Origin of the sequence: Lutimaribacter marinistellae (assembly GCF_042648365.1) — a bacterium.
GTDB lineage: Bacteria > Pseudomonadota > Alphaproteobacteria > Rhodobacterales > Rhodobacteraceae > Lutimaribacter_A > Lutimaribacter_A marinistellae.
In genome coordinates this window covers 626,724-645,098 of the sequence record NZ_JBHRXI010000010.1, presented here as the reverse complement: position 1 = coordinate 645,098, position 18,375 = coordinate 626,724, and the positions used below count along the sequence as shown (strand labels likewise).

Annotated in this window: 17 protein-coding genes and 1 pseudogene; 16 read left to right on the top strand and 2 right to left on the bottom strand. The window is 66.5% G+C overall.

Translation table 11 applies throughout. The features are described 5' to 3' along the window. The first annotated feature begins 177 nt into the window (after window positions 1-177). The 7 genes from ACFORG_RS11805 (at window position 178) to ACFORG_RS11775 (ending at window position 8,570) form a co-directional block, all read left to right on the top strand. The gene (locus ACFORG_RS11805; RefSeq protein WP_386735697.1) at window positions 178-2,274 is read left to right on the top strand and encodes a 3-hydroxyacyl-CoA dehydrogenase NAD-binding domain-containing protein; all 2,097 of its coding nucleotides are present in this window, start codon (window positions 178-180) and stop codon (window positions 2,272-2,274) included. Next, complete coding sequence (locus ACFORG_RS11800) at window positions 2,271-3,446, top strand: acetyl-CoA C-acyltransferase (RefSeq protein ID WP_386735695.1); 1,176 nt, start codon at window positions 2,271-2,273, stop codon at window positions 3,444-3,446. Before ACFORG_RS11805 ends, ACFORG_RS11800 begins: the two co-directional genes overlap by 4 nt. 100 nt (window positions 3,447-3,546) lie before the next feature. Then, window positions 3,547-4,737 (top strand): acyl-CoA dehydrogenase family protein, encoded by a 1,191-nt coding sequence (locus tag ACFORG_RS11795; protein ID WP_386735693.1) that lies wholly within the window; start codon window positions 3,547-3,549, stop codon window positions 4,735-4,737. 5 nt (window positions 4,738-4,742) lie between these two features. Continuing rightward, complete coding sequence (locus tag ACFORG_RS11790; RefSeq protein ID WP_386735691.1) at window positions 4,743-5,870, top strand: acyl-CoA dehydrogenase family protein; 1,128 nt, start codon at window positions 4,743-4,745, stop codon at window positions 5,868-5,870. After that, window positions 5,860-6,285, top strand: a complete 426-nt coding sequence (locus ACFORG_RS11785) for a PaaI family thioesterase (RefSeq protein WP_386735828.1) — start codon at window positions 5,860-5,862, stop codon at window positions 6,283-6,285. Before ACFORG_RS11790 ends, ACFORG_RS11785 begins: the two co-directional genes overlap by 11 nt. Further along, entirely contained in the window at window positions 6,282-7,052 is a 771-nt protein-coding gene (locus tag ACFORG_RS11780; protein WP_386735689.1) for an oxepin-CoA hydrolase, alternative type, read from the top strand. The genes ACFORG_RS11785 and ACFORG_RS11780 overlap by 4 nt, the downstream gene beginning before the upstream one ends. Window positions 7,053-7,082: 30 nt before the next feature. Continuing rightward, window positions 7,083-8,570 carry a class I adenylate-forming enzyme family protein gene (locus tag ACFORG_RS11775; RefSeq protein WP_386735827.1) on the top strand — a complete coding sequence of 496 codons (1,488 nt, stop codon included), beginning with the start codon at window positions 7,083-7,085 and terminating at the stop codon, window positions 8,568-8,570. Between the two features lie 293 nt (window positions 8,571-8,863). On the opposite strand, the gene rpe is transcribed toward ACFORG_RS11775, so the two are convergent. Next, window positions 8,864-9,553: a ribulose-phosphate 3-epimerase gene (rpe, locus tag ACFORG_RS11770; RefSeq protein ID WP_386735687.1), complete on the bottom strand. Its 690-nt coding sequence runs from the start codon at window positions 9,551-9,553 to the stop codon at window positions 8,864-8,866. A gap of 153 nt (window positions 9,554-9,706) precedes the next feature. Between rpe and phnC the strand changes: the two genes are divergently transcribed. The 5 genes and pseudogenes from phnC (at window position 9,707) to ACFORG_RS11745 (ending at window position 14,444) form a co-directional block, all read left to right on the top strand. Then, window positions 9,707-10,525 (top strand): phosphonate ABC transporter ATP-binding protein, encoded by an 819-nt coding sequence (phnC, locus tag ACFORG_RS11765; RefSeq protein ID WP_386735685.1) that lies wholly within the window; start codon window positions 9,707-9,709, stop codon window positions 10,523-10,525. Window positions 10,526-10,599: 74 nt separating this feature from the next. Further along, on the top strand, window positions 10,600-11,505 hold the full coding sequence (gene phnD / locus ACFORG_RS11760) for a phosphonate ABC transporter substrate-binding protein (RefSeq protein ID WP_386735683.1): 906 nt from the start codon (window positions 10,600-10,602) through the stop codon (window positions 11,503-11,505). Between the two features lie 91 nt (window positions 11,506-11,596). After that, complete coding sequence (gene phnE / locus ACFORG_RS11755; protein WP_386735681.1) at window positions 11,597-12,466, top strand: phosphonate ABC transporter, permease protein PhnE; 870 nt, start codon at window positions 11,597-11,599, stop codon at window positions 12,464-12,466. Beyond that, entirely contained in the window at window positions 12,463-13,815 is a 1,353-nt protein-coding gene (gene phnE / locus ACFORG_RS11750) for a phosphonate ABC transporter, permease protein PhnE (protein WP_386735679.1), read from the top strand. Before phnE (ACFORG_RS11755) ends, phnE (ACFORG_RS11750) begins: the two co-directional genes overlap by 4 nt. Window positions 13,816-13,828: 13 nt before the next feature. Next, window positions 13,829-14,444: pseudogene (locus ACFORG_RS11745) on the top strand (chloramphenicol acetyltransferase). 117 nt (window positions 14,445-14,561) lie between these two features. On the opposite strand, the gene phnF reads toward ACFORG_RS11745, so the two are convergent. Further along, complete coding sequence (gene phnF, locus ACFORG_RS11740; RefSeq protein WP_386735677.1) at window positions 14,562-15,278, bottom strand: phosphonate metabolism transcriptional regulator PhnF; 717 nt, start codon at window positions 15,276-15,278, stop codon at window positions 14,562-14,564. 102 nt (window positions 15,279-15,380) lie between these two features. Here phnF and phnG point away from each other — a divergent pair, with 102 nt between their 5' ends. Genes phnG through ACFORG_RS11720 form a run of 4 tightly spaced genes read left to right on the top strand, consistent with a single transcriptional unit; the run spans window position 15,381 to window position 18,369 of the window. Next, complete coding sequence (phnG, locus tag ACFORG_RS11735; RefSeq protein WP_386735675.1) at window positions 15,381-15,851, top strand: phosphonate C-P lyase system protein PhnG; 471 nt, start codon at window positions 15,381-15,383, stop codon at window positions 15,849-15,851. Further along, entirely contained in the window at window positions 15,848-16,420 is a 573-nt protein-coding gene (phnH, locus tag ACFORG_RS11730; RefSeq protein WP_386735673.1) for a phosphonate C-P lyase system protein PhnH, read from the top strand. The genes phnG and phnH overlap by 4 nt, the downstream gene beginning before the upstream one ends. A 3-nt stretch (window positions 16,421-16,423) precedes the next feature. Next, window positions 16,424-17,509: a carbon-phosphorus lyase complex subunit PhnI gene (locus tag ACFORG_RS11725; RefSeq protein WP_386735671.1), complete on the top strand. Its 1,086-nt coding sequence runs from the start codon at window positions 16,424-16,426 to the stop codon at window positions 17,507-17,509. Beyond that, window positions 17,506-18,369, top strand: coding sequence for an alpha-D-ribose 1-methylphosphonate 5-phosphate C-P-lyase PhnJ (locus ACFORG_RS11720; protein WP_386735669.1), 864 nt, complete (start codon window positions 17,506-17,508; stop codon window positions 18,367-18,369). Before ACFORG_RS11725 ends, ACFORG_RS11720 begins: the two co-directional genes overlap by 4 nt. The last annotated feature ends 6 nt before the right edge of the window (window positions 18,370-18,375 follow it).

The following is an 18,375-nucleotide window of genomic DNA, read 5'->3' as shown; positions in this document are numbered from 1 at the left end:
CCCGCGCCCGACCCTACGTCGCGTCACCGAAAACGGGTTGATCTTGGCGGGGGGACGTAACACCCTCGCCGGCGAAACGATATTCCGCAGGGTGGAACCGGCCGCCGGGCCGGTGCTATCCGCAAACCATTATTGGAGGCGGATTGCCCGCCTTGGAACGAACGGAGGACCCACCGCATGACAGAAGTCATCGGATATGAAGTGATCGGCGATATCGCCGTTCTCGCCGCCAACAACCCGCCCGTGAACGCGTTGGGCCATGCCGTGCGGCAGGGGCTGGCCGACGGGATCGCCCGGGCCGAGGCCGACGGCGTGAAGGCGGTGCTGATCTATGGCGAGGGGCGGACCTTTTTCGCTGGTGCCGATATCCGTGAATTCGGCAAACCGCCGAAAGAGCCGTTCCTTCCCGATCTGTGCACGCGGATCGAATCCTCGCCGCTGATCGTGGTGTCGGCCCTGCACGGCACCGCGCTGGGCGGCGGCCTGGAGATCGCGCTGGGCTCGCATTACCGCATTGCGGTGCCTTCGGCGCGGATGGGGCTGCCGGAGGTTCTGATCGGCGTGATGCCCGGCGCGGGCGGCACGCAGCGCCTGCCGCGGCTGGTGGGTATCGACGCGTCGACCGACATCATCACCTCGGGTCGCCAGATCAAGGCGGACGAGGCGCTGTCGCTTGGCATCATCGACCGGGTCGAGGATGGCGCGCCGCGCGACATCGGGCTGGCCTATGCGCGCGAGCTGATCGACAGCGGCGCGGGACGGCGGCCGGTGAGCGAGATGGCCGCGCCCGAGGCAGTCGATTTCGATGCGCTTTACGAAAGTGTCCTGAAGAAAGCCCGTGGCCAGATCGCGCCCGCGACGGCGGTTCGGGGTATCCAGGCCTGCTGTGAACTGCCCTTCGACCAGGGCATGAAGCGCGAGCGCGAATTGTTCATGGAGCTCATGGCCTCGGACCAGCGGCAGGGTCTGATCCATGCCTTTTTCGCCGAACGCGAGGTTGGCAAGCTGCCCGAGCTGAAAGGTGTCGAGCCGCGCACGCTGGCCTCGATCGGTGTCATCGGCGGCGGCACGATGGGCGCGGGCATCGCCACGGCGGCGCTGCTGGCCGGCCTGCCGGTGGTGATGCTGGAGATGACGCCCGAGGCCGCGCAGGCGGCGAAGGAGCGGATCGCCAAGAACCTTGGCGGTGCGCTGAAACGCGGCAAGATCAGCCAGGAGCAGTTCGAGCAGCTGACCGAGAAGGCGCTGACGCTTGCCACCGAGTACGACGCGCTGAGCGACGTGGACCTCGTGATCGAGGCCGTGTTCGAGGAGATGGGCGTCAAGAAGCAGGTGTTCGGCAAGCTCGACGCGGTCTGCAAGCAGGGCGCGGTGCTGGCGTCGAACACCTCGTATCTGGATGTGAACGAGATCGCGGCCTGTACCGCGCGGCCCGCGGACGTGATCGGGCTGCATTTCTTCTCGCCCGCGCATGTGATGAAGCTGCTGGAGATCGTGGTGGCGGATAAGACCGCACCGGACGTGGTGGCGACCGGCTTTGCGCTGGGCAAGATGCTGGGCAAGGTGTCGGTGCGTGCGGGCGTGTGCGACGGGTTCATCGGCAACCGGATCCTGTCGACCTATCGCACGGCGGCCGATCACATGGTGCTGGACGGCGCGTCGCCCTACCAGATCGACAAGGCGCTGGAGGCGTTCGGCTTTGCCATGGGGCCGTACGCGGTGGCCGATCTTGCCGGGCTGGATATCGGCTGGGCAGTGCGCAAGCGCAAGCGGGCCGAGGGGCTGCACCCCAAGGCGCGCGACGCGAGCTATGCCGACAAGCTGTGCGAGGACGGCCATTTCGGACAGAAGACCGGCAAGGGCTATTACGATTATGCGGCGGGCGCCAAGGCGCGGGTTCCGAACGAGGAGGTCATGCCGCTGATCGAGGCCGAGCGCGCCGAGCAGGGCATCACGCCCCGGGACTTCACCGACGAGGAGATCGTGCGCCGGTACATGGCGGCGATGGTCAACGAGGCGGCCAAGGTCGTGGGTGAAGGCATCGCGCGCAGGCCGCTGGACGTGGATGTGACGCTGCTTTACGGCTATGGCTTCCCGCGCTATCGCGGCGGGCCGCTGAAATGGGCCGACATGCAGGGCCTGCCTGCACTGCTGGACGACATCAGGCGCTATGCGCAGGAAGATGACTATTTCTGGCAGCCCGCACCGTTGCTGGAAAAACTGGTGGCCGAGGGCCGCAGCTTCGACGATCTCAACAAGGAGGACGCGGCATGAAACAGGCCGTCATCGTATCCACTGCCCGCACGGGGCTTGCGAAATCGTTCCGCGGTTCGTTCAACATGACCCATGGCGCCACGATGGGTGGGCACGCCGTTCAGTCGGCCGTCGAACGCGCCGGTCTGGAGGGCGGCGACGTCGAGGATTGCGTCATCGGCTGCGGTCTGCCCGAGGGCGAGACCGGCGCCAATATCGGCCGGCAGATCGCCCTGCGCGCCGGTCTGCCGGTGACCGCATCGGGCATGACGGTGAACCGGTTCTGCTCGTCCGGCTTGCAATCCATCGCCATCGCGGCGAATGCGATCACCCAGGAAGGGGCCGGCCCGATGGTGGCGGGCGGTGTCGAGAGCATCTCGCTGGTGCAAAGCAAGATGCGCCCGGCGCCCGATCCGTGGCTGCTCGAGCACAAGCCGGCGGTCTACATGACGATGATCGAAACCGCCGATATCGTGGCAAAGCGCTATGGGCTGAGCCGCGAGTACCAGGACGAATACGCACTGCGCAGCCAGCAGCTGATCGCGGCGGCGCAAGAGGCGGGCAAGTTCGACGACGAGATCGTACCGATGACCACCACCATGGCGGTCAAGAACAAGGAAACGGGTGAGATCTCGCACAAGGAAGTGGTCGTTGACCGCGACGAGTGCAACCGCCCGGGCACCACGCTGGACGGTCTGGCGGGGCTGGAGCCGGTACGCGGCGAGGGCAATTTCGTCACCGCGGGCAATGCCTCGCAGCTGTCCGACGGCGCGGCGGCCGTCGTGCTAATGGAAGCGGCCGAGGCCGAGCGCCGCGGGCTGGAGCCGCTGGGCGCGTTCAAGGGCTTTGCCGTGGCGGGCTGCGAGCCGGACGAGATGGGCATTGGCCCGGTCTTTGCCGTGCCACGCCTGCTGGAGCGTCACGGTCTGACGGTCGATGACATCGACCTGTGGGAACTGAACGAGGCCTTTGCGAGCCAGTGTCTCTATTCGCGCGACAAGCTGGGCATCGACCCGGAGAAGTACAACGTCAACGGCGGCTCGATCGCGATCGGCCACCCGTTCGGGATGACCGGCGCGCGCATGACCGGGCACCTGATGCTGGAAGGCAAGCGCCGTGGCGCTAAGCTGGGAGTCGTGACGATGTGCATCGGCGGCGGCATGGGCGCGGCCGGGCTGTTCGAGATCTTCTGATGGGGCCGGCGTCCGGGCAGGCCATCGAGGCCCGCCCGGACGCTGTCCGGCGCTGCGCGCGCCGGACGGGATGCGGCACCGTCGAGACAGGGAGTGAGCAATGGATCTGAACTATACCGACGAGGAAAAGGCGTTCCGCGAAGAAGTCCGGGCGTTTCTGGACGAAAAGCTGCCGCAGGAGGTGCGCGACAAGGTGCGCCGCGGCATTTCGCTGGGCAAGGAAGGCCATGACGAGTGGCACCGCATCCTCAACGAGAAGGGGTGGCTGGCGCCGAACTGGCCGAAGGCGTTCGGTGGCGCCGAGTGGAACGCGGTGCAGCGCCACATTTTCGAGGAGGAGCTGGCCGCCGCGCACGCGCCGCGCATCGTGCCCTTCGGGCTGTCGATGCTGGGGCCGGTGCTGCAGAAATTCGGTTCGAAGGAGCAGCAGGATTATTACCTGCCGCGCATCCTGAGCGGGAAGGATTGGTGGTGCCAGGGCTATTCGGAACCCGGCGCGGGGTCTGACCTGGCCAGCCTCAAGACCCGCGCGGTGCGTGAGGGCGACCATTACATCGTCAACGGACAGAAGGCCTGGACCACGCTGGGCCAGTATGCCAACTGGATCTTCTGCCTTGTGCGGACGGACCCGGACGCCAAGCAGCAGGAGGGGATCTCGTTCCTGCTGATCGACATGAACACGCCCGGCATCGAGGTGCGCCCGATCATCCTGCTGGATGGCGAGCACGAGGTGAACGAGGTGTTCTTTGACGACGTCAAGGTGCCGGTCGAGAACCTTGTGGGCGAGGAGAACAAGGGCTGGACCTATGCCAAGTACCTGCTGACGCATGAGCGGACCAATATCGCGGGCGTGGGCTTCAGCCAGGCGGGGCTGGACGCGGTCAAGCGTATCGCCCGCGCCGAGAGCGCAAATGGCAAGCCGCTGATCGAGAACCCGCATTTCGCCGCGCGCCTTGCGCAGGTAGAGATCGACCTGATGGCGATGGCCACGACCAACCTGCGCATCGTGAGCGGGGCCGCGGCAGGGCAGGCGCCGGGCGTCGAAAGCTCGATGCTCAAGGTCAAGGGCACGATCATCCGGCAGGAGATCAACGACCTCGCGCGCCGCGCGGTGGGGCCCTATGCGATGCCCTTCGCCTCGGAGGCGGTCGAGGGTGACAATGACCCGATCGGACCGGAATACGCGGGGCCGCTGGCGGCGCAGTATTTCAACAATCGCAAGCTGTCGATCTTTGGCGGGTCGAACGAGATCCAGCGCGGGATCATCGCCAAGGTCAAGATGGGAGGCTGAAGGGCATGGATTTCAACCTGACCGAAGAACGGCAGATGCTGCAGGACAGCCTGCGGCGCTACCTGTCGGACCGTTACGACACCGGCGTGCGCAACGAGATCCTGGACAGCGACGACGGCATGAGCGCGAGGATCTGGGGCGAACTGGCCGAGCTGGGCGTGATCGGCGCGCTGTTCACCGAGGAGCAGGGCGGCTTTGGCGGCGCTGGCTTTGACATCGCGGTGGTGTTCGAGGAGCTGGGCCGCGGGGGCGTGGTCGAGCCGGTGCTGGATACGGCCATCCTGGGCGGTGGATTGCTGGCGCGGCTGGGCGACGAGGCGCAGCGCGACATGGTCGAAGAGGTGATCGGCGGCACGCTGCACCTGGCGCTGGCCCATGGCGAGCCTGCGGCGCGTTATGACCTGAGCCGTGTCGAGACCACGGCCAGGGCCGAGGGCGACTCCATCGTGCTGAACGGCCGCAAATCTGTGGTGATCAATGCCGAGGCGGCGGGTTACCTGCTGGTGTCGGCGCGCGAAAGCGGCGGCGCGTTCGACCGCGAGGGCATCTCGCTGTTCCTTGTGCCGGCGGATGCCACGGGCCTGACGCTGCGCGGTTACCCGATGATGAGCGGCGGCCGGGCGGCCGAGGTGACGCTGGACGGTGTTTCGGTGCCTGCCAGCGCGCGCCTGGGCGAGGCCGGCAAGGGATTTGCCGCGCTGCAGGAGGTCATCGCGGCGGCGAACGTGGCGCTGGCGGCGGAAACCATGGGCGCGATGCAGAGTGCTGTCGAGCTGACCCGTGACTACCTGATGACGCGCAAGCAGTTCGGCCGTCCCATCGGGACCTTCCAGGCGCTGGCGCACAGGTTCTCGGACCTGTTGATCGAGCTGGAACAGGCGCGTTCCGCCGTGATCAACGCGGCGGGGCATCTCGAAAGCGGCGACCGGGACCGGCAGATCGCCGCGGCGCGCAACCTGATCGCCCGGGTCGGGCGACTGGTGGCCGAGGAGTCGATCCAGATGCATGGCGGGATCGCGATGACGCAGGAATACGAGCTGGCCCATATCGCCAAGCGGATCGTGATGGCCGATCACCGGTTCGGGGATGCCGATTACCATATGGAGCGGTTCATTGAGCTCAGTGCAGCCTGATCTTCCGGGCGCGTGGACGCGCGAGAAGTCGGGCTGCCAATCCAATGTCGGCTACGAGATCGACCACGCGCGCGAAGGGATCAGCCGGGCCTGTTACCTTGATGTCGGGCCCGAGCACCTGAACTACCACGGTATCCTGCACGGTGGTCTGGTGTCGATGTTGCTGGATGTGGCCTGCGGGCAGACCGCGTCGAACATGTTCCAGCCCGAAGATCCGATGCCGGTGCTGACAGTTTCGCTGAGCGTGCAGTTCGTGGCGTCGGCGCGGGCGGGACGGGTCACGGCCGTGGGGCTGCCCTCGGGCAATGGCCGGTCCATCGCCTATGTGAACGGCGAGTTGCGCGACGAGGCGGGGCAGTTGCTGGCGACGGCGGCAGGCGTGTTCAAGCGCGGCAGCAAGCGGGTCGCGCCATGAGCGTGGCGCGGCTGGAGGACGAGGGCGACCGGCTGGTCGTGGTGAACGGCAATGCCGCGCGGCGCGGTGCGCTGTCGCCCGAGTTGTACGATGCGATCAACGCCGCGATGGCGCAGGCGGCCGAGCCGCGGGTGCGGGCGGTTATCCTGACCTCGGATGGCGGGTTCTTCTGCGCAGGGGGCGATCTGAACGTGTTGATCGAGCGCCGCAAGCTGGCTACCGAGGAGCGGCGCGGGCGGGTCGACCTGTTGCATGACCTCGTGCGCGGGATCCGGGCCTGCCCGGTTCCGGTGATCGCTGCGGTCGAGGGCGGCGCTGCGGGTGCGGGGCTGTCGCTGGCGCTGGCCTGTGACATGATCGTCGCGGCCGAGGGCGCGCGGTTCACCGCCGCCTATGTGAAGGCGGGGCTGGTGCCCGATGGCGGGCTGACCGCATCGCTTGCACGGATACTGCCGCGCCCGCTGGCGATGGAGATGTGCCTGCTGGCGCGCCCGGTCGAGGCGGCGCAGATGGCGGCGCTGGGCGCGGTCAACGAGGTCGTTCCGCAGGGTGAGACGCTGGCGGCGGCGCAGGCTATCGCCGACAGGCTGGCACAGGGGCCGCGCGTGGCGCAGGGCGTCATCCGGCATCTGGTCGCCGCGGCCTATGACCGCGAAGAGACCGCGCAGCTGGATGCCGAGCGCGACGCGATGGTGACGGCGCAGGTGGGGGACGAGGCGGCCGAGGGGATCGCGGCCTTTCTCGAAAAGCGCCGACCGAGTTTCTGATCCCGACCGGGCAAGGGAGGGCCCGTGGCAATGGCGAAATGGCACGATTACCTGGGCGACCAAGTGGCCGCGCGCCCCGACGCGCGGGCGCTTCGAGACAGTGGCGGGGCGGACTGGACCTATGGCGCGCTGGACCGGGCGGTGGAGGCGCTGGGGGCGGAGTTGGTCAATGCCGGCGTGCAGGCGGGCGACCGGGTCTTGATCCTGGCGGAAAACTCCGCGGCGGCGGTTGCGGCGCTGTTCGCCTGTTCGCGCATGGCTGCGATCGCCGTGCCGGTGAATGCGCGGCAGACCCCGGCCGAGATCGACCGTATCATCGGTCACGCGGCCCCGGCTGCGGTGCTGTTCACCTCTGCCATCTCGGCCGATGCGCAGGACCACGCGGCGCGGATGGGCGCATCCGAAATCACCGGCGATTTCGGGCGGATGCATATCGCGGCCCGGGCGGGCGATCCGGACCCGGATCTGCGCGAGGTGGCGGTCATCCTTTACACCACGGGGACGACCGGAACGCCCAAGGGCGTGATGCTGACCCATGGTAACCTGCGGTTCGGTGGCCTGACCTCGGCCCGGTTGCGGGGGATGACGCTGGAGGACGAGGTCTATGGCGTCTTGCCGATGACGCATGTGTTCGGCCTTGCCTCGGTGGTGACGGCCTCGATCTACGCGGGGGTGCCGATCCGGCTGGAGGCGCGGTTCTCGGCGGCGCGGCTCTACGCGGCGCTGACCTCGGGCGTGACGCTCTTTTCGGCGGTGCCGCAGATGCATGCGCTGCTGATGCAATACACCAAGGAGCAGGGGTATGACCGGCTGCCCGAGAGCCGGCTGCGCTATACCTCCTCGGGTGCGGCGCCGCTGGATCCGGCATGGAAGCGGAAGGCCGAGGCGTTTTACGGCGTGGCGATCCAGAATGGCTATGGCCTGACGGAAAGCACTGCGGGCGTGTCGGCGACGCGCAATGCGCTGGGCGATCCCGACATCTCGGTCGGTCCGCCCCTGCCCGGTGTGCAGATCGCCATCGACGAGGGAGTGGCCGGTGGCGGAGACGGCACCGGCGAGGTGTTGACCAAGGGCCCGCACGTGATGGCGGGGTATTTCCGCAATCCCGAGGCGACGGCGGCGGTGCTGGCCGATGGCTGGCTGCGGACCGGCGATCTGGGCTTTATCGATGCGCGGGGCCATCTGAACATCAGCGGACGGTGCAAGGAACTGATCATCCATGGCGGGTTCAACGTTTACCCGCCCGAGGTGGAGGCCGCGCTCAACGATCATCCGCAGGTCATCCAGGCGGCAGTGGTGGGCCAGATGGTCGATGGGGATGAAAAGGTGATGGCCTTCGTGCAGGCGGCGCCGGGTGACGAACCCGAGGAAGAGGCGTTGAAGACCTTCGCGGCGGACAGGCTGGCCGGGTACAAGCGCCCTGCGCGGATCGTGATTGCCCATGAGCTGCCAGCCGCCCCGACGGGGAAGATTCTGAAGCACCGGCTGCTGGAGCATTTCGCCGAACAACTGAGTTGAGGAAGGGCTCCCGCAGCCGCGAAGGCCCGGCTTTGCCGGACCTTCTGGCGGCTTTGGGCCGGGCGCCGCGCTGTCGCGCGGCGCGTATGCGAGGCTCTGCCTCGCGCTCCGGGATATTTGGAAGCAAGAGGAAGGAACGAGGCGCGCCCTTGCCTCGCCGGGTTCGGGATTGCCGTGGCAGTTGATGCGCGGGGCGGCCGGTTCCGGCCTGCGCCGCGCGCGAGCGCGGCGCCGGGCCCAACGTGAGGAGCGGGCGTCAGCCCGAGACGAGGGGCGGGAGCCCCCCTGTCACGTCATGCCCAAACGGTTTCCACGGAGGCGCGAATGGCGCGCATGTTGTTGCCATAGACCTCGGGCGCGTCGACCGATCCGCCGCGGAATACGGCGGAGCCGGCCACCAGAACGTCGGCCCCGGCGGCGGTTACCAGCGGCGCGGTCTGCGTATCGACGCCGCCGTCGATCTCGATCAGCACCGGACGGTCGCCGATCATCTGGCACAGGCGTTGGATCTTGGTGGTCATGTCGATGAATTTCTGCCCGCCGAATCCGGGGTTCACGGTCATCACGCAGACGAGGTCGGCGAGGTCCAGCAGATGCTCGACCGCCTCGGCCGGGGTGCCCGGGTTGAGGGCCACGCCTGCCTTCATGCCGGCTGCGCGGATGGCCTGAAGGGTGCGGTGCGTGTGTTGTCCGGCCTCGACATGCGCGGTCAGCACGTCGGCACCGGCTTCGGCATAGGCGTCGATATAGGGATCGACCGGGGCGATCATCAGGTGGACATCCATCACCGTGGTCACGTGCGGGCGGAAGGCCTTTACCGCTGGCGGGCCGAAGGTCAGGTTGGGAACGAAATGGCCATCCATCACATCGACATGCACCCAATCGGCGCCCTGGTCCTCGATGGCGCGGATCTCGGCGCCAAAATTGGCGAAATCGGCCGAGAGGATCGACGGCGCGATCCGGATCTTGCGGTCTGTGCTCATGGGGTGCGGTCCTGTCTGGAGGGCGAGTCGTTGCGGATATAACCGCTTGTGTGTCCGAACGGTAGGGCCGGTGCCGTTACAAAAGCTTCGTCGGTGTGACACAAATCCTTTGGCCGCTTGCGTTAGCACGCCCCGCAGAACGGGGGGATGGACGTGCTGCGTATCGACAAACTCACGAAACGCTTTGGCCGCAACGTGGCGGTGGATGCCGCGACGCTGGATGTGGACAAGCCCTGCATGATCGGGATCATCGGGCGGTCCGGGGCCGGGAAATCGACCCTGCTGCGCATGATCAACCGGCTGACAGATGCGACCGACGGCCGGATCATGGTCGAGGGGCGCGACGTCACGCAGTTGCGGGGCCGGGACAAGCGCGCCTGGCAGGCCGATTGCGCGATGATTTTCCAGCAGTTCAACCTGGTGCCGCGGATAGATGTCGTTTCCAACGTGCTGCACGGGACGCTGAACCGCCGCTCGACGCTTGCGACGATGTTCAACCTTTACCCGATGGCCGACATCCATCGCGCGATCGACATTCTTGACCGCCTGGGCATTGCCGAGCACGCCCCCAAGAGGGCCGAGGCGTTGTCGGGCGGCCAGCAGCAGCGCGTCGCGATTGCCCGTGCGCTGATGCAGGACCCACGGATCATCCTTGCCGATGAGCCCATCGCCTCGCTCGACCCGATGAACGCCCAGACCGTGATGGAGGCGCTGCGCCGCATCCATGAAGAGGACGGGCGCACGGTGATCTGCAACCTGCACACGCTGGACACGGCCCGGCGCTATTGCGACCGGGTGGTGGGCATGCGCGACGGGCGGATCGTGTTCGACGGTCTGCCCGAGCAGCTGACCACCGGGGTCGCGCGCGAAATCTATGGCGCGGATGCGAGTTTCTCCGAGGCGGCGACCTCGACCGAGATCGACGCGCTCGATGCGACGACGCCTCTGCGCGAGGCAAAAGCGCTGGTCTGACGATTTTCACGTTTCCCTCACCCGGTCCGCCGCTGGGGCGGGCCGGTCCCAACCAAACCGGAGAGTAGACCGAGATGAAGAAACTGATTGCTGCCCTCGTGGCGACAACCGCCCTGGCCTCCCCTGCGATGGCGCAGGAGCAGATCGACGAATTTCGCATCGGGATCCTTGGTGGCGAGAACGCCCAGGACCGTATGAACAACAACCAGTGCCTCGCCGATTATGCCTCGGAGGTGCTGGGCGTTCCGGTCAAACTGTTTGCGCCGGCCGATTACAACGGCGTGATCCAGGGCCTGCTGGGTGGCACCATCGACCTGGCGTGGCTGGGTGCTTCGGCCTATGCCAAGACCTGGATGTCGGACCCCGAAGCGGTTGAGCCGGTATTGGTCAAGTACAACACCGATGGCGGCTATGGCTATCACTCGGTCGGTTTTGCCCGCAAGGATAGCGGCATCACCTCGCTCGACGACATGCAGGGCAAGGTCTTCGGGTTCGGGGATCCCAACTCGACCTCGGGCTACCTGATCCCGTCGATCGAGATCCCGCAGGCGACCGGTGCCACCATGGACTCGGGCGACTATTTCGGCGAGGTCAAGTTCACCGGCGGTCACGAGCAGACGATCGTCGCGGTCAATAACGGCGATGTCGATGCGGGTGTGACCTGGGCCGACGGGCTGGGCAACTGGGAAGACGGCTATAATTCGGGCGCGCTGCGCAAGGCCGTGGACGCGGGCCTTGTCGACATGAACGATCTGGTCGAGATCTGGAAGTCCAAGCCGATCCCCGAAGGCCCCATTGTTCTGCGCAAGGAGTTGCCCGCAGAGGTCAAGGCCAAGATGACCGACCTGATGGCGAACCTGCACGAGATGGACCAAGACTGTTTCTACGGTGTGGCCGCGGGCGAGGCGATGGCGTTCAAGCCGATCGACCACGAAGCCTATGAGATCATCATCGAGGCGCGCAAGAGCAAGTCGAACTGATCGCTTTTCGACAGATTGGCGGGGTTCGGTTGAAACGGACCCCGTCTTTTTCTGCCCCTTGTAAGGGGTGGGAGTTTCACGGAGTTCCTGCATGACGGACCTATCGGCCGCGTCGCACACAGTGACGCAGATCCGCGATGAGTATGTCGCGATGACGCGGACCCGCCGCATGTATGGCGGACTGCTGCTGATCCTGTTCGTCGCCCTGATGGTTGCGGGGTTTCGCACCGCCGACAGCCGCAACGCGGGCAGCTTCGCCGATGGCTGGCAGCGGATCTTCGACTACCCGGCCGAAGTGGTGGCAGAGGCGGTGGAGAAGGCCGCCAACCTGCCGGCCCATTTCGTCACGTTCTTTCCGGCCCTTGTCGAGACCGTCAACATCGCTGCCGCCGCGACGCTGGCAGGCACGCTTGCGGGTACCTTGCTGGCGCTGCTGTCGACGCGCGGAATGGCGCGCTGGCCGAGGGCGATCCCGGTTTTTCGCCGTATCATGGATATCTTTCGCGCGGTGCCCGAGATCGTCATTGCGCTGGTGCTGATCTTTGTTCTGGGCGGTGGGCCGGTTCCGGCGATGATTGCCATCGCCATCCATACCGCCGGCGCGTTGGGCAAGCTGTTTTCCGAAGTGAACGAGAATGCCTCGCTCAAACCCTTGGAGGGGTTGCAGTCGGTCGGCGCCAACTGGTCGCAGCGGATGTATCTGGGCGTCATCCCGCAGGTCGGGCCGAACTATGTCAGCTATGCGCTGTTGCGGTTCGAGATCAATATCCGCGCCTCTGCCATCCTGGGGTTCGTCGGTGCGGGCGGCATTGGGTATGAGCTGCGCAACGCGATGTCCTGGGGGCAGGGGCGTTACGACGAGGCGGCCGCGATCTTTCTGCTTCTGTTCATCACCATCGTCGTCGTCGACCAGATCTCGGGTCAGCTGCGCGACCGCCTGACCCATGGAGCCGCCCTATGACCGCCGCTGCCGATATCGCCCCGGACATGCTCAAGGCGCAGGCCGACCGGTTGTTCCTGCGCAAGCGCGTGTTCAATTTCGGATTGCCGGCGCTGGTGATCGGCTACCTCGTCTATGTTTTCTTTGCCTTCGACGTGCCGGGATTATGGGATCGGGCCAGTTTCGAGAACGGGCAGACGCTGGTGCGCGACAGCTACAGCTACAAGACGCATGTCACGCGCAACAATTCCGACGCCTCGGTTTCGATCGCGATCGAGGGTGAGCGCAAGGGCGCCTATCCCGAGGGTGAGGCGCCGGACTGGGTGACGCTGGGCGCGGTGACGGTGATCGACCTGGGGGACGGTTACGAGGTGCGGTTCGGGCCGGAGACGGTGGAGTTCGACATTCCGGACTACGGAACCATCCGTGCCACGCCCAGCCGCAGCGCGGGCGTTCAGGCCGAACTGCCACCGGGCGAGATGCCCGAATGGATCAACGCGTCCAAGAACAGGCTGGCCGTGACCACCGATGCCGGACGCCTGACCGTGACGCGCAGCCGCTCGGAAGTGTTTCGCTACTTCACCGGGTGGGAACTGTTCTGGTTCACGCTTGACAGCCCCTATCATGGGGTGGGGCCGGGCGCGTTGATGGGACTTGCGGTCCAGGGCGAGGCCGGGGCGATCTGGTCGGATTTCTGGAACAACGCGATGTGGCGGCACAAGGACGTGGCCTGGGCCATATACGAGACGATCCTGATGGCGTTCCTCGGGACGATTGGGGCGGCCATCGTGGCGCTGCCGCTGGCCTTTCTCGCGGCGCGGAATTTTACCCCGATGCGTGTCGTGCGGTTCGGCGTGCGGCGCGTCTTCGACTTCGTGCGCGGGGTGGATGCGCTGATCTGGACGATCATCCTGGCCCGTGCCTTTGGCCCGGGACCGCTGACCGGCGCGCTGGCGATCCTTGTGACCGACAGCGGGACCTTCGGCAAGATCTTTTCCGAGGCGCTGGAGAATGTCGACAGCAAGCAGATCGAGGGCGTGCAATCCACCGGTGCCAGCGCGGTGCAGCGCTACAGGTTCGGGGTGATCCCGCAGGTGACGCCGGTTCTGCTGAGCCAGATCCTGTACTTCCTCGAATCGAACACGCGAAGCGCCACGATCATCGGTGCGATCACCGGGGGCGGCATCGGCCTGCTGCTGACGCAGGCGATCATCACCCAGAAGGACTGGGAAGAGGTGGCCTATTACATCACGCTGGTGATCCTGATGGTCGTCTTCATGGATTGGCTTTCGGGCTGGTTGCGGCGACGGTTGATCGCGGGCGGGGGCGAGGGTGCACGCAAACCCGCTGCCAAGCCTGCGACTGCCTGACGGAGCGGAGACGATGCCGAAACTGAGCGCCGAGACACCGGTCATCCATCCCGGTTGCCAGATCAGCGATGCCCGGTTCGGGGCCTATGTCGAGATCGGGGCCGGAACCCGTGTCGCCAATGCGCGGCTGGACGATTATTCCTATTGCGACCGGGGATGTGACATCGCCAATGCCGAGATCGGCAAGTTCGCCAACATCGCTAGCGCGGTGCGCATAGGCGCGACGGATCATCCGCTTGATACCGCGTCGCTGCATCACTTCCTTTACCGGTCGGCGAGCTACTGGGACGATGCCGAGGATGACGCGGACTGGTTCGCGCGCCGGGGCGGGCCGCGTGGCGCGGATCGGGCATGACACCTGGATCGGGCATGGCGCGATGATCAAGCCCGAGGTGACGGTCGGCCATGGCGCGGTGGTGGCCGCGGGCGCCGTGGTGACGCGGGACGTGGCGCCCTATACAATCGTGGGCGGGGTCACGGCACAAGTGATCCGCCGCCGCCAGCCCGCGAACGTGGCCGAGCGGCTGATCGCGATGGCCTGGTGGGACTGGGATCATGCAACGTTGCGGGCGCGGCTGGCGGATTTCCGGGCGTTGTCTGCCGAGGCATTCCTGGAGAAATACGCCTGAGAGGAGAGCGGAAGGCTCCCGCACCCGGCAGAGCCCCCGGCTGCGCCGGGCGCTCATCCGGCCTTGGGCCCGGCGCCGCGCCTGCGGCACGGCGCGGGTGTGCTGTTTGCTGCCGGGTCAGCCCTCGTCGCCGCTGAGTGTCAGGGTGACGCGGTCCCCCGCGAACCAGCTGCGACCGTATTCGACGGGTACGCCATCTGAGTCGACATTGATGCCGGTGGTCCGGATCAGCGGCGCGCCTTCGGCGAGGCGAAGCTGGTTGGCCTGCGTCGCGGTGGCCGCGCGGGCGGTGATGCGGGTCGAGACGCGGGTATAGTCGGCCACGCCGCAGCGTTGCAGGGCCGCCGTCACCGATTGTGTTTCGCGCAGCGCGTCGAGAAGGCCCGGCAACCGGTCACCGGGAAAGACGCTTTGGAACACGGCGATGGGTTCCTCGTCGACCAGAGACACGCCGTCATAGACCTGTACCGGGTCGCCGGGAGCGAGGGCGAGCGCCTCGGCCTCTCGTTTATCTGCGGCGCGCAGGGTGAGCGACAGGATCCGCTTGCCGGGTATCCGGCCGCTGGCGGCGATGTTCTGGTGAAAGCGGACGCGGCGGCCGATTGGGTAATCGGTCGGGCGCGCTGTCACGAAGACGCCCGCGCCGCGTCGGGCGTGGACAAGCCCCTGCTCGGCCAGTGCGGCCAGCGCGCGGCGCACGGTGTGGCGGTTCACGCCAAAGCGTGCAGCCAGTTGCGCCTCGGTCGGGAGGCGGTCGCCGGTGGCGTGGCGCCCCTCGGCGATGTCGGCGGTCAGGTGTTGGGCAATGGATGTCCAGACGGGGGTTCGGGCCATGTCACCAAAACTTCACGGTAGGATTTGTTGCACGTCGGAGCGACTCGGTTTATGATTTGTATAGTTGTATAGTAATGCTAGACAAATTTGGCAAGGATGCCGATGCCTGACACCGACAAGAGCTTGAACGCCGAAACACGGGAGCGTCGCGACTGGATGGGTCTTTTGGCCCGTGCGCCCGAGGCGGAGTTGATGGAGCTGTGGGGCGCGGTGACCGAGCGCCCCGCTTTCGACTGGCTGCGACCGCCCGAGACAGGGGCCGTGATGGTGCGGGGCCGGGCCGGGGCGACGGGGTCTGCGTTCAACCTGGGTGAAATGACGGTGACGCGCTGCGCGCTTGCGTTGGAATGCGGCACGGTCGGGCATGGCTATGTTCAGGGCCGGTCGCGCGCCAAGGCCGAGGCGGCGGCGCTGATCGACGCGATGATGCAGACCGACGCTGCGGAAAAATTGCGTAGCAGCGTTCTGGTGCCGCTAGAGGCACGGGCGAATGGAACCCGACGCGACCGGGCCGCCAAGGCCGCCGCGACCAAGGTCGATTTCTTTACCATGGCGCGGGGAGAGGACGCATGAAGCAGGTCCAACGCTTTGCGGGCGGGTTTGCCGAGCCGCCGGTCGATGCCGCCCACGCGTTTCGCGGGGCCATGACAGCGATGGCGCGGCCCGGTGAGATCCGGCGGCTGGCAGGCGCTGTGCCGCCCGCGCCGCTGTCGCCCGCGGCCGGTGCGCTGGTGCTGACCCTGTGCGATGTCGACACGGTGCTGCACCTTGCGGGCGCTGCCGATTGCGAAGCGGTGCGGGGCTGGGTGGCCTTTCACACCGGTGCGCCGGTCGGGAGCGCGGAAGAGGCCGATTTCGCGCTGGGCCGCTGGGCCGACCTGCAGCCTGTCGACCGGTTCCGCATCGGGACGTCAGAAAACCCGGACCGCTCGGCGACGCTGATCGTGGAGATGCCCGAGCTTGTGGCCGAGGGCGCAGTGCTCATCGGGCCGGGTATTCGCGAGGTGGCGCACCTGAACCTGCCGGATGCGGGGTTGCTGGCGCGGAACGCGGCGCTGTTCCCGCTGGGCTTTGACTGTTTCTTTACCTGCGGCGATCGGGTGGCGGGCCTGCCGCGCAGCACGCACATCATGGAGGGCTGAGCGATGTATGTTGCCGTGAAGGGCGGCGAGCGCGCCATCGAGAATGCCCATGCCTGGCTGGCCGAAGAGCGCCGGGGCGATACGCGTGTCGAGGAGTTGAGCCTTGCCCAGATCCGCGAACAGCTGAGCCTTGCGGTGAACCGGGTGATGGCCGAGGGGTCGCTTTACGACCCGGACCTTGCCGCGCTGGCGATCAAGCAGGCGCGCGGTGACCTGATCGAGGCGATCTTTCTGATCCGGGCCTATCGCACGACGCTGCCGCGATTTGGCGCGACCGCGCCGGTCGATACCGGCGAGATGGCTTGTGACCGGCGTATCTCGGCCACGTTCAAGGATGCGCCGGGCGGGCAGGTTCTGGGCCCGACTTTCGACTATACGCACCGGCTGCTCGACTTCAAACTGGCGGCGGAGGGAGATGCCCAGGAGGCGGCAAGCGCCGAACCGCGTGACGCGCCGATGCCGCATATCACCGAGTTCCTGCAGGGCGAGGGCCTGATCCAGTCCGAGGTCGATGACGGGCGCGAGCCGCGTGACCTGACGCGCGAGCCGCTGGAGTTTCCCGCCGACCGTCCGCTGCGCCTGCAATCGCTGACGCGCGGGGACGAGGGGTTCATCCTTGGCATGGCCTATTCGACGCAGCGGGGTTACGCGCGCAACCATGCCTTTGTCGGTGAATTGCGGATCGGGACCTGTGCGGTCGAAATGGAGATCCCCGAGCTGGGCTTTGCCATCGAGATCGGCGAGGTCGAACTGACCGAATGCGAAACGGTCAACCAGTTTACCGGATCGAAGACCGAGCCGCCGCAATTCACCCGCGGGTATGGGCTGGTCTTTGGCCAGTCCGAACGCAAGGCGATCGCTATGGCGCTGGTCGACCGCGCGCTGCGCTGGAAAGAGCTGGGAGAGGACAATCTGGGTGCGCCGGCACAGGACGAGGAATTCGTGCTGAGCCATGCCGACAACATCCAGGCAACCGGGTTTCTCGAACATATCAAGCTGCCGCATTACGTGGATTTCCAGTCCGAGCTGGAACTGGTGCGCAAGCTGCGGCGCGAGGCGGGCGAAGCCCGGAAGGAGGCCGCGGAATGAGCGATCAAGCCTATAACTTCGCTTATCTCGACGAGCAGACCAAGCGGATGATCCGGCGTGCAATCCTCAAGGGGCTGGCCATTCCTGGCTACCAGGTGCCCTTTGCCAGCCGCGAGATGCCGATGCCCTATGGTTGGGGCACCGGCGGCGTGCAGGTGTCGGCCGCGACACTGACGCCCGATGACCGGTTCAAGGTGATCGACCAGGGCGCCGACGACACCACCAATGCGGTGTCGATCCGCAAGTTCTTTGAGCGGACGGCCGGGGTCGAGACGACCGAGGAGACGGCGCAGGCCACCGTCATCCAGACCCGCCACCGCATCCCCGAGGCGGAGCTGTCGGAGGATCAGATCCTTGTCTACCAGGTGCCCATTCCCGAGCCGCTGCGGTTCCTTGAGCCGCGCGAAACGGAGACGCGCAAGATGCACAGTCTCGAGGAATACGGGCTGATGCATGTGAAGCTTTACGAGGATATCGCGCGGCACGGGGCGATCGCGACCTCTTATGCCTATCCGGTCAAGGTGGCGGACCGCTACGTCATGGACCCGAGCCCGATACCGAAATTCGATAACCCCAAGATGGAGATGGCCGCGATCCAGCTGTTCGGCGCGGGGCGCGAGCAGCGGATCTATGCCCTGCCGCCCTGGACCAAGGTCGTCAGCCTCGATTTCGAGGATCACCCGTTCGAGCCGAGCAAGGCCGATCACCCCTGCGACCTGTGCGGGGCGGTGGACAGCTATCTTGACGAGGTGATCGTGGATGATGCGGGTGGGCGGATGTTCGTCTGCTCGGACACCGATTATTGCCGCTCGCGCAGGGCCGAGGGGCATACCGGGCGGCTGAGCGGGGAGGCGGCGTAAGATGGA

Coding starts and splice junctions, on each gene's coding strand:
- ACFORG_RS11805 (WP_386735697.1), top strand. CDS start 178: ATGACAGAAGTCATCGGATATGAAGTGATCGGCGATATCGCCGTTCTC.
- ACFORG_RS11800 (WP_386735695.1), top strand. CDS start 2,271: ATGAAACAGGCCGTCATCGTATCCACTGCCCGCACGGGGCTTGCGAAA.
- ACFORG_RS11795 (WP_386735693.1), top strand. CDS start 3,547: ATGGATCTGAACTATACCGACGAGGAAAAGGCGTTCCGCGAAGAAGTC.
- ACFORG_RS11790 (WP_386735691.1), top strand. CDS start 4,743: ATGGATTTCAACCTGACCGAAGAACGGCAGATGCTGCAGGACAGCCTG.
- ACFORG_RS11780 (WP_386735689.1), top strand. CDS start 6,282: ATGAGCGTGGCGCGGCTGGAGGACGAGGGCGACCGGCTGGTCGTGGTG.
- ACFORG_RS11775 (WP_386735827.1), top strand. CDS start 7,083: ATGGCGAAATGGCACGATTACCTGGGCGACCAAGTGGCCGCGCGCCCC.
- rpe (WP_386735687.1), bottom strand. CDS start 9,553: ATGAGCACAGACCGCAAGATCCGGATCGCGCCGTCGATCCTCTCGGCC.
- phnD (WP_386735683.1), top strand. CDS start 10,600: ATGAAGAAACTGATTGCTGCCCTCGTGGCGACAACCGCCCTGGCCTCC.
- phnE (WP_386735681.1), top strand. CDS start 11,597: ATGACGGACCTATCGGCCGCGTCGCACACAGTGACGCAGATCCGCGAT.
- phnE (WP_386735679.1), top strand. CDS start 12,463: ATGACCGCCGCTGCCGATATCGCCCCGGACATGCTCAAGGCGCAGGCC.
- phnF (WP_386735677.1), bottom strand. CDS start 15,278: ATGGCCCGAACCCCCGTCTGGACATCCATTGCCCAACACCTGACCGCC.
- phnG (WP_386735675.1), top strand. CDS start 15,381: ATGCCTGACACCGACAAGAGCTTGAACGCCGAAACACGGGAGCGTCGC.
- phnH (WP_386735673.1), top strand. CDS start 15,848: ATGAAGCAGGTCCAACGCTTTGCGGGCGGGTTTGCCGAGCCGCCGGTC.
- ACFORG_RS11725 (WP_386735671.1), top strand. CDS start 16,424: ATGTATGTTGCCGTGAAGGGCGGCGAGCGCGCCATCGAGAATGCCCAT.
- ACFORG_RS11720 (WP_386735669.1), top strand. CDS start 17,506: ATGAGCGATCAAGCCTATAACTTCGCTTATCTCGACGAGCAGACCAAG.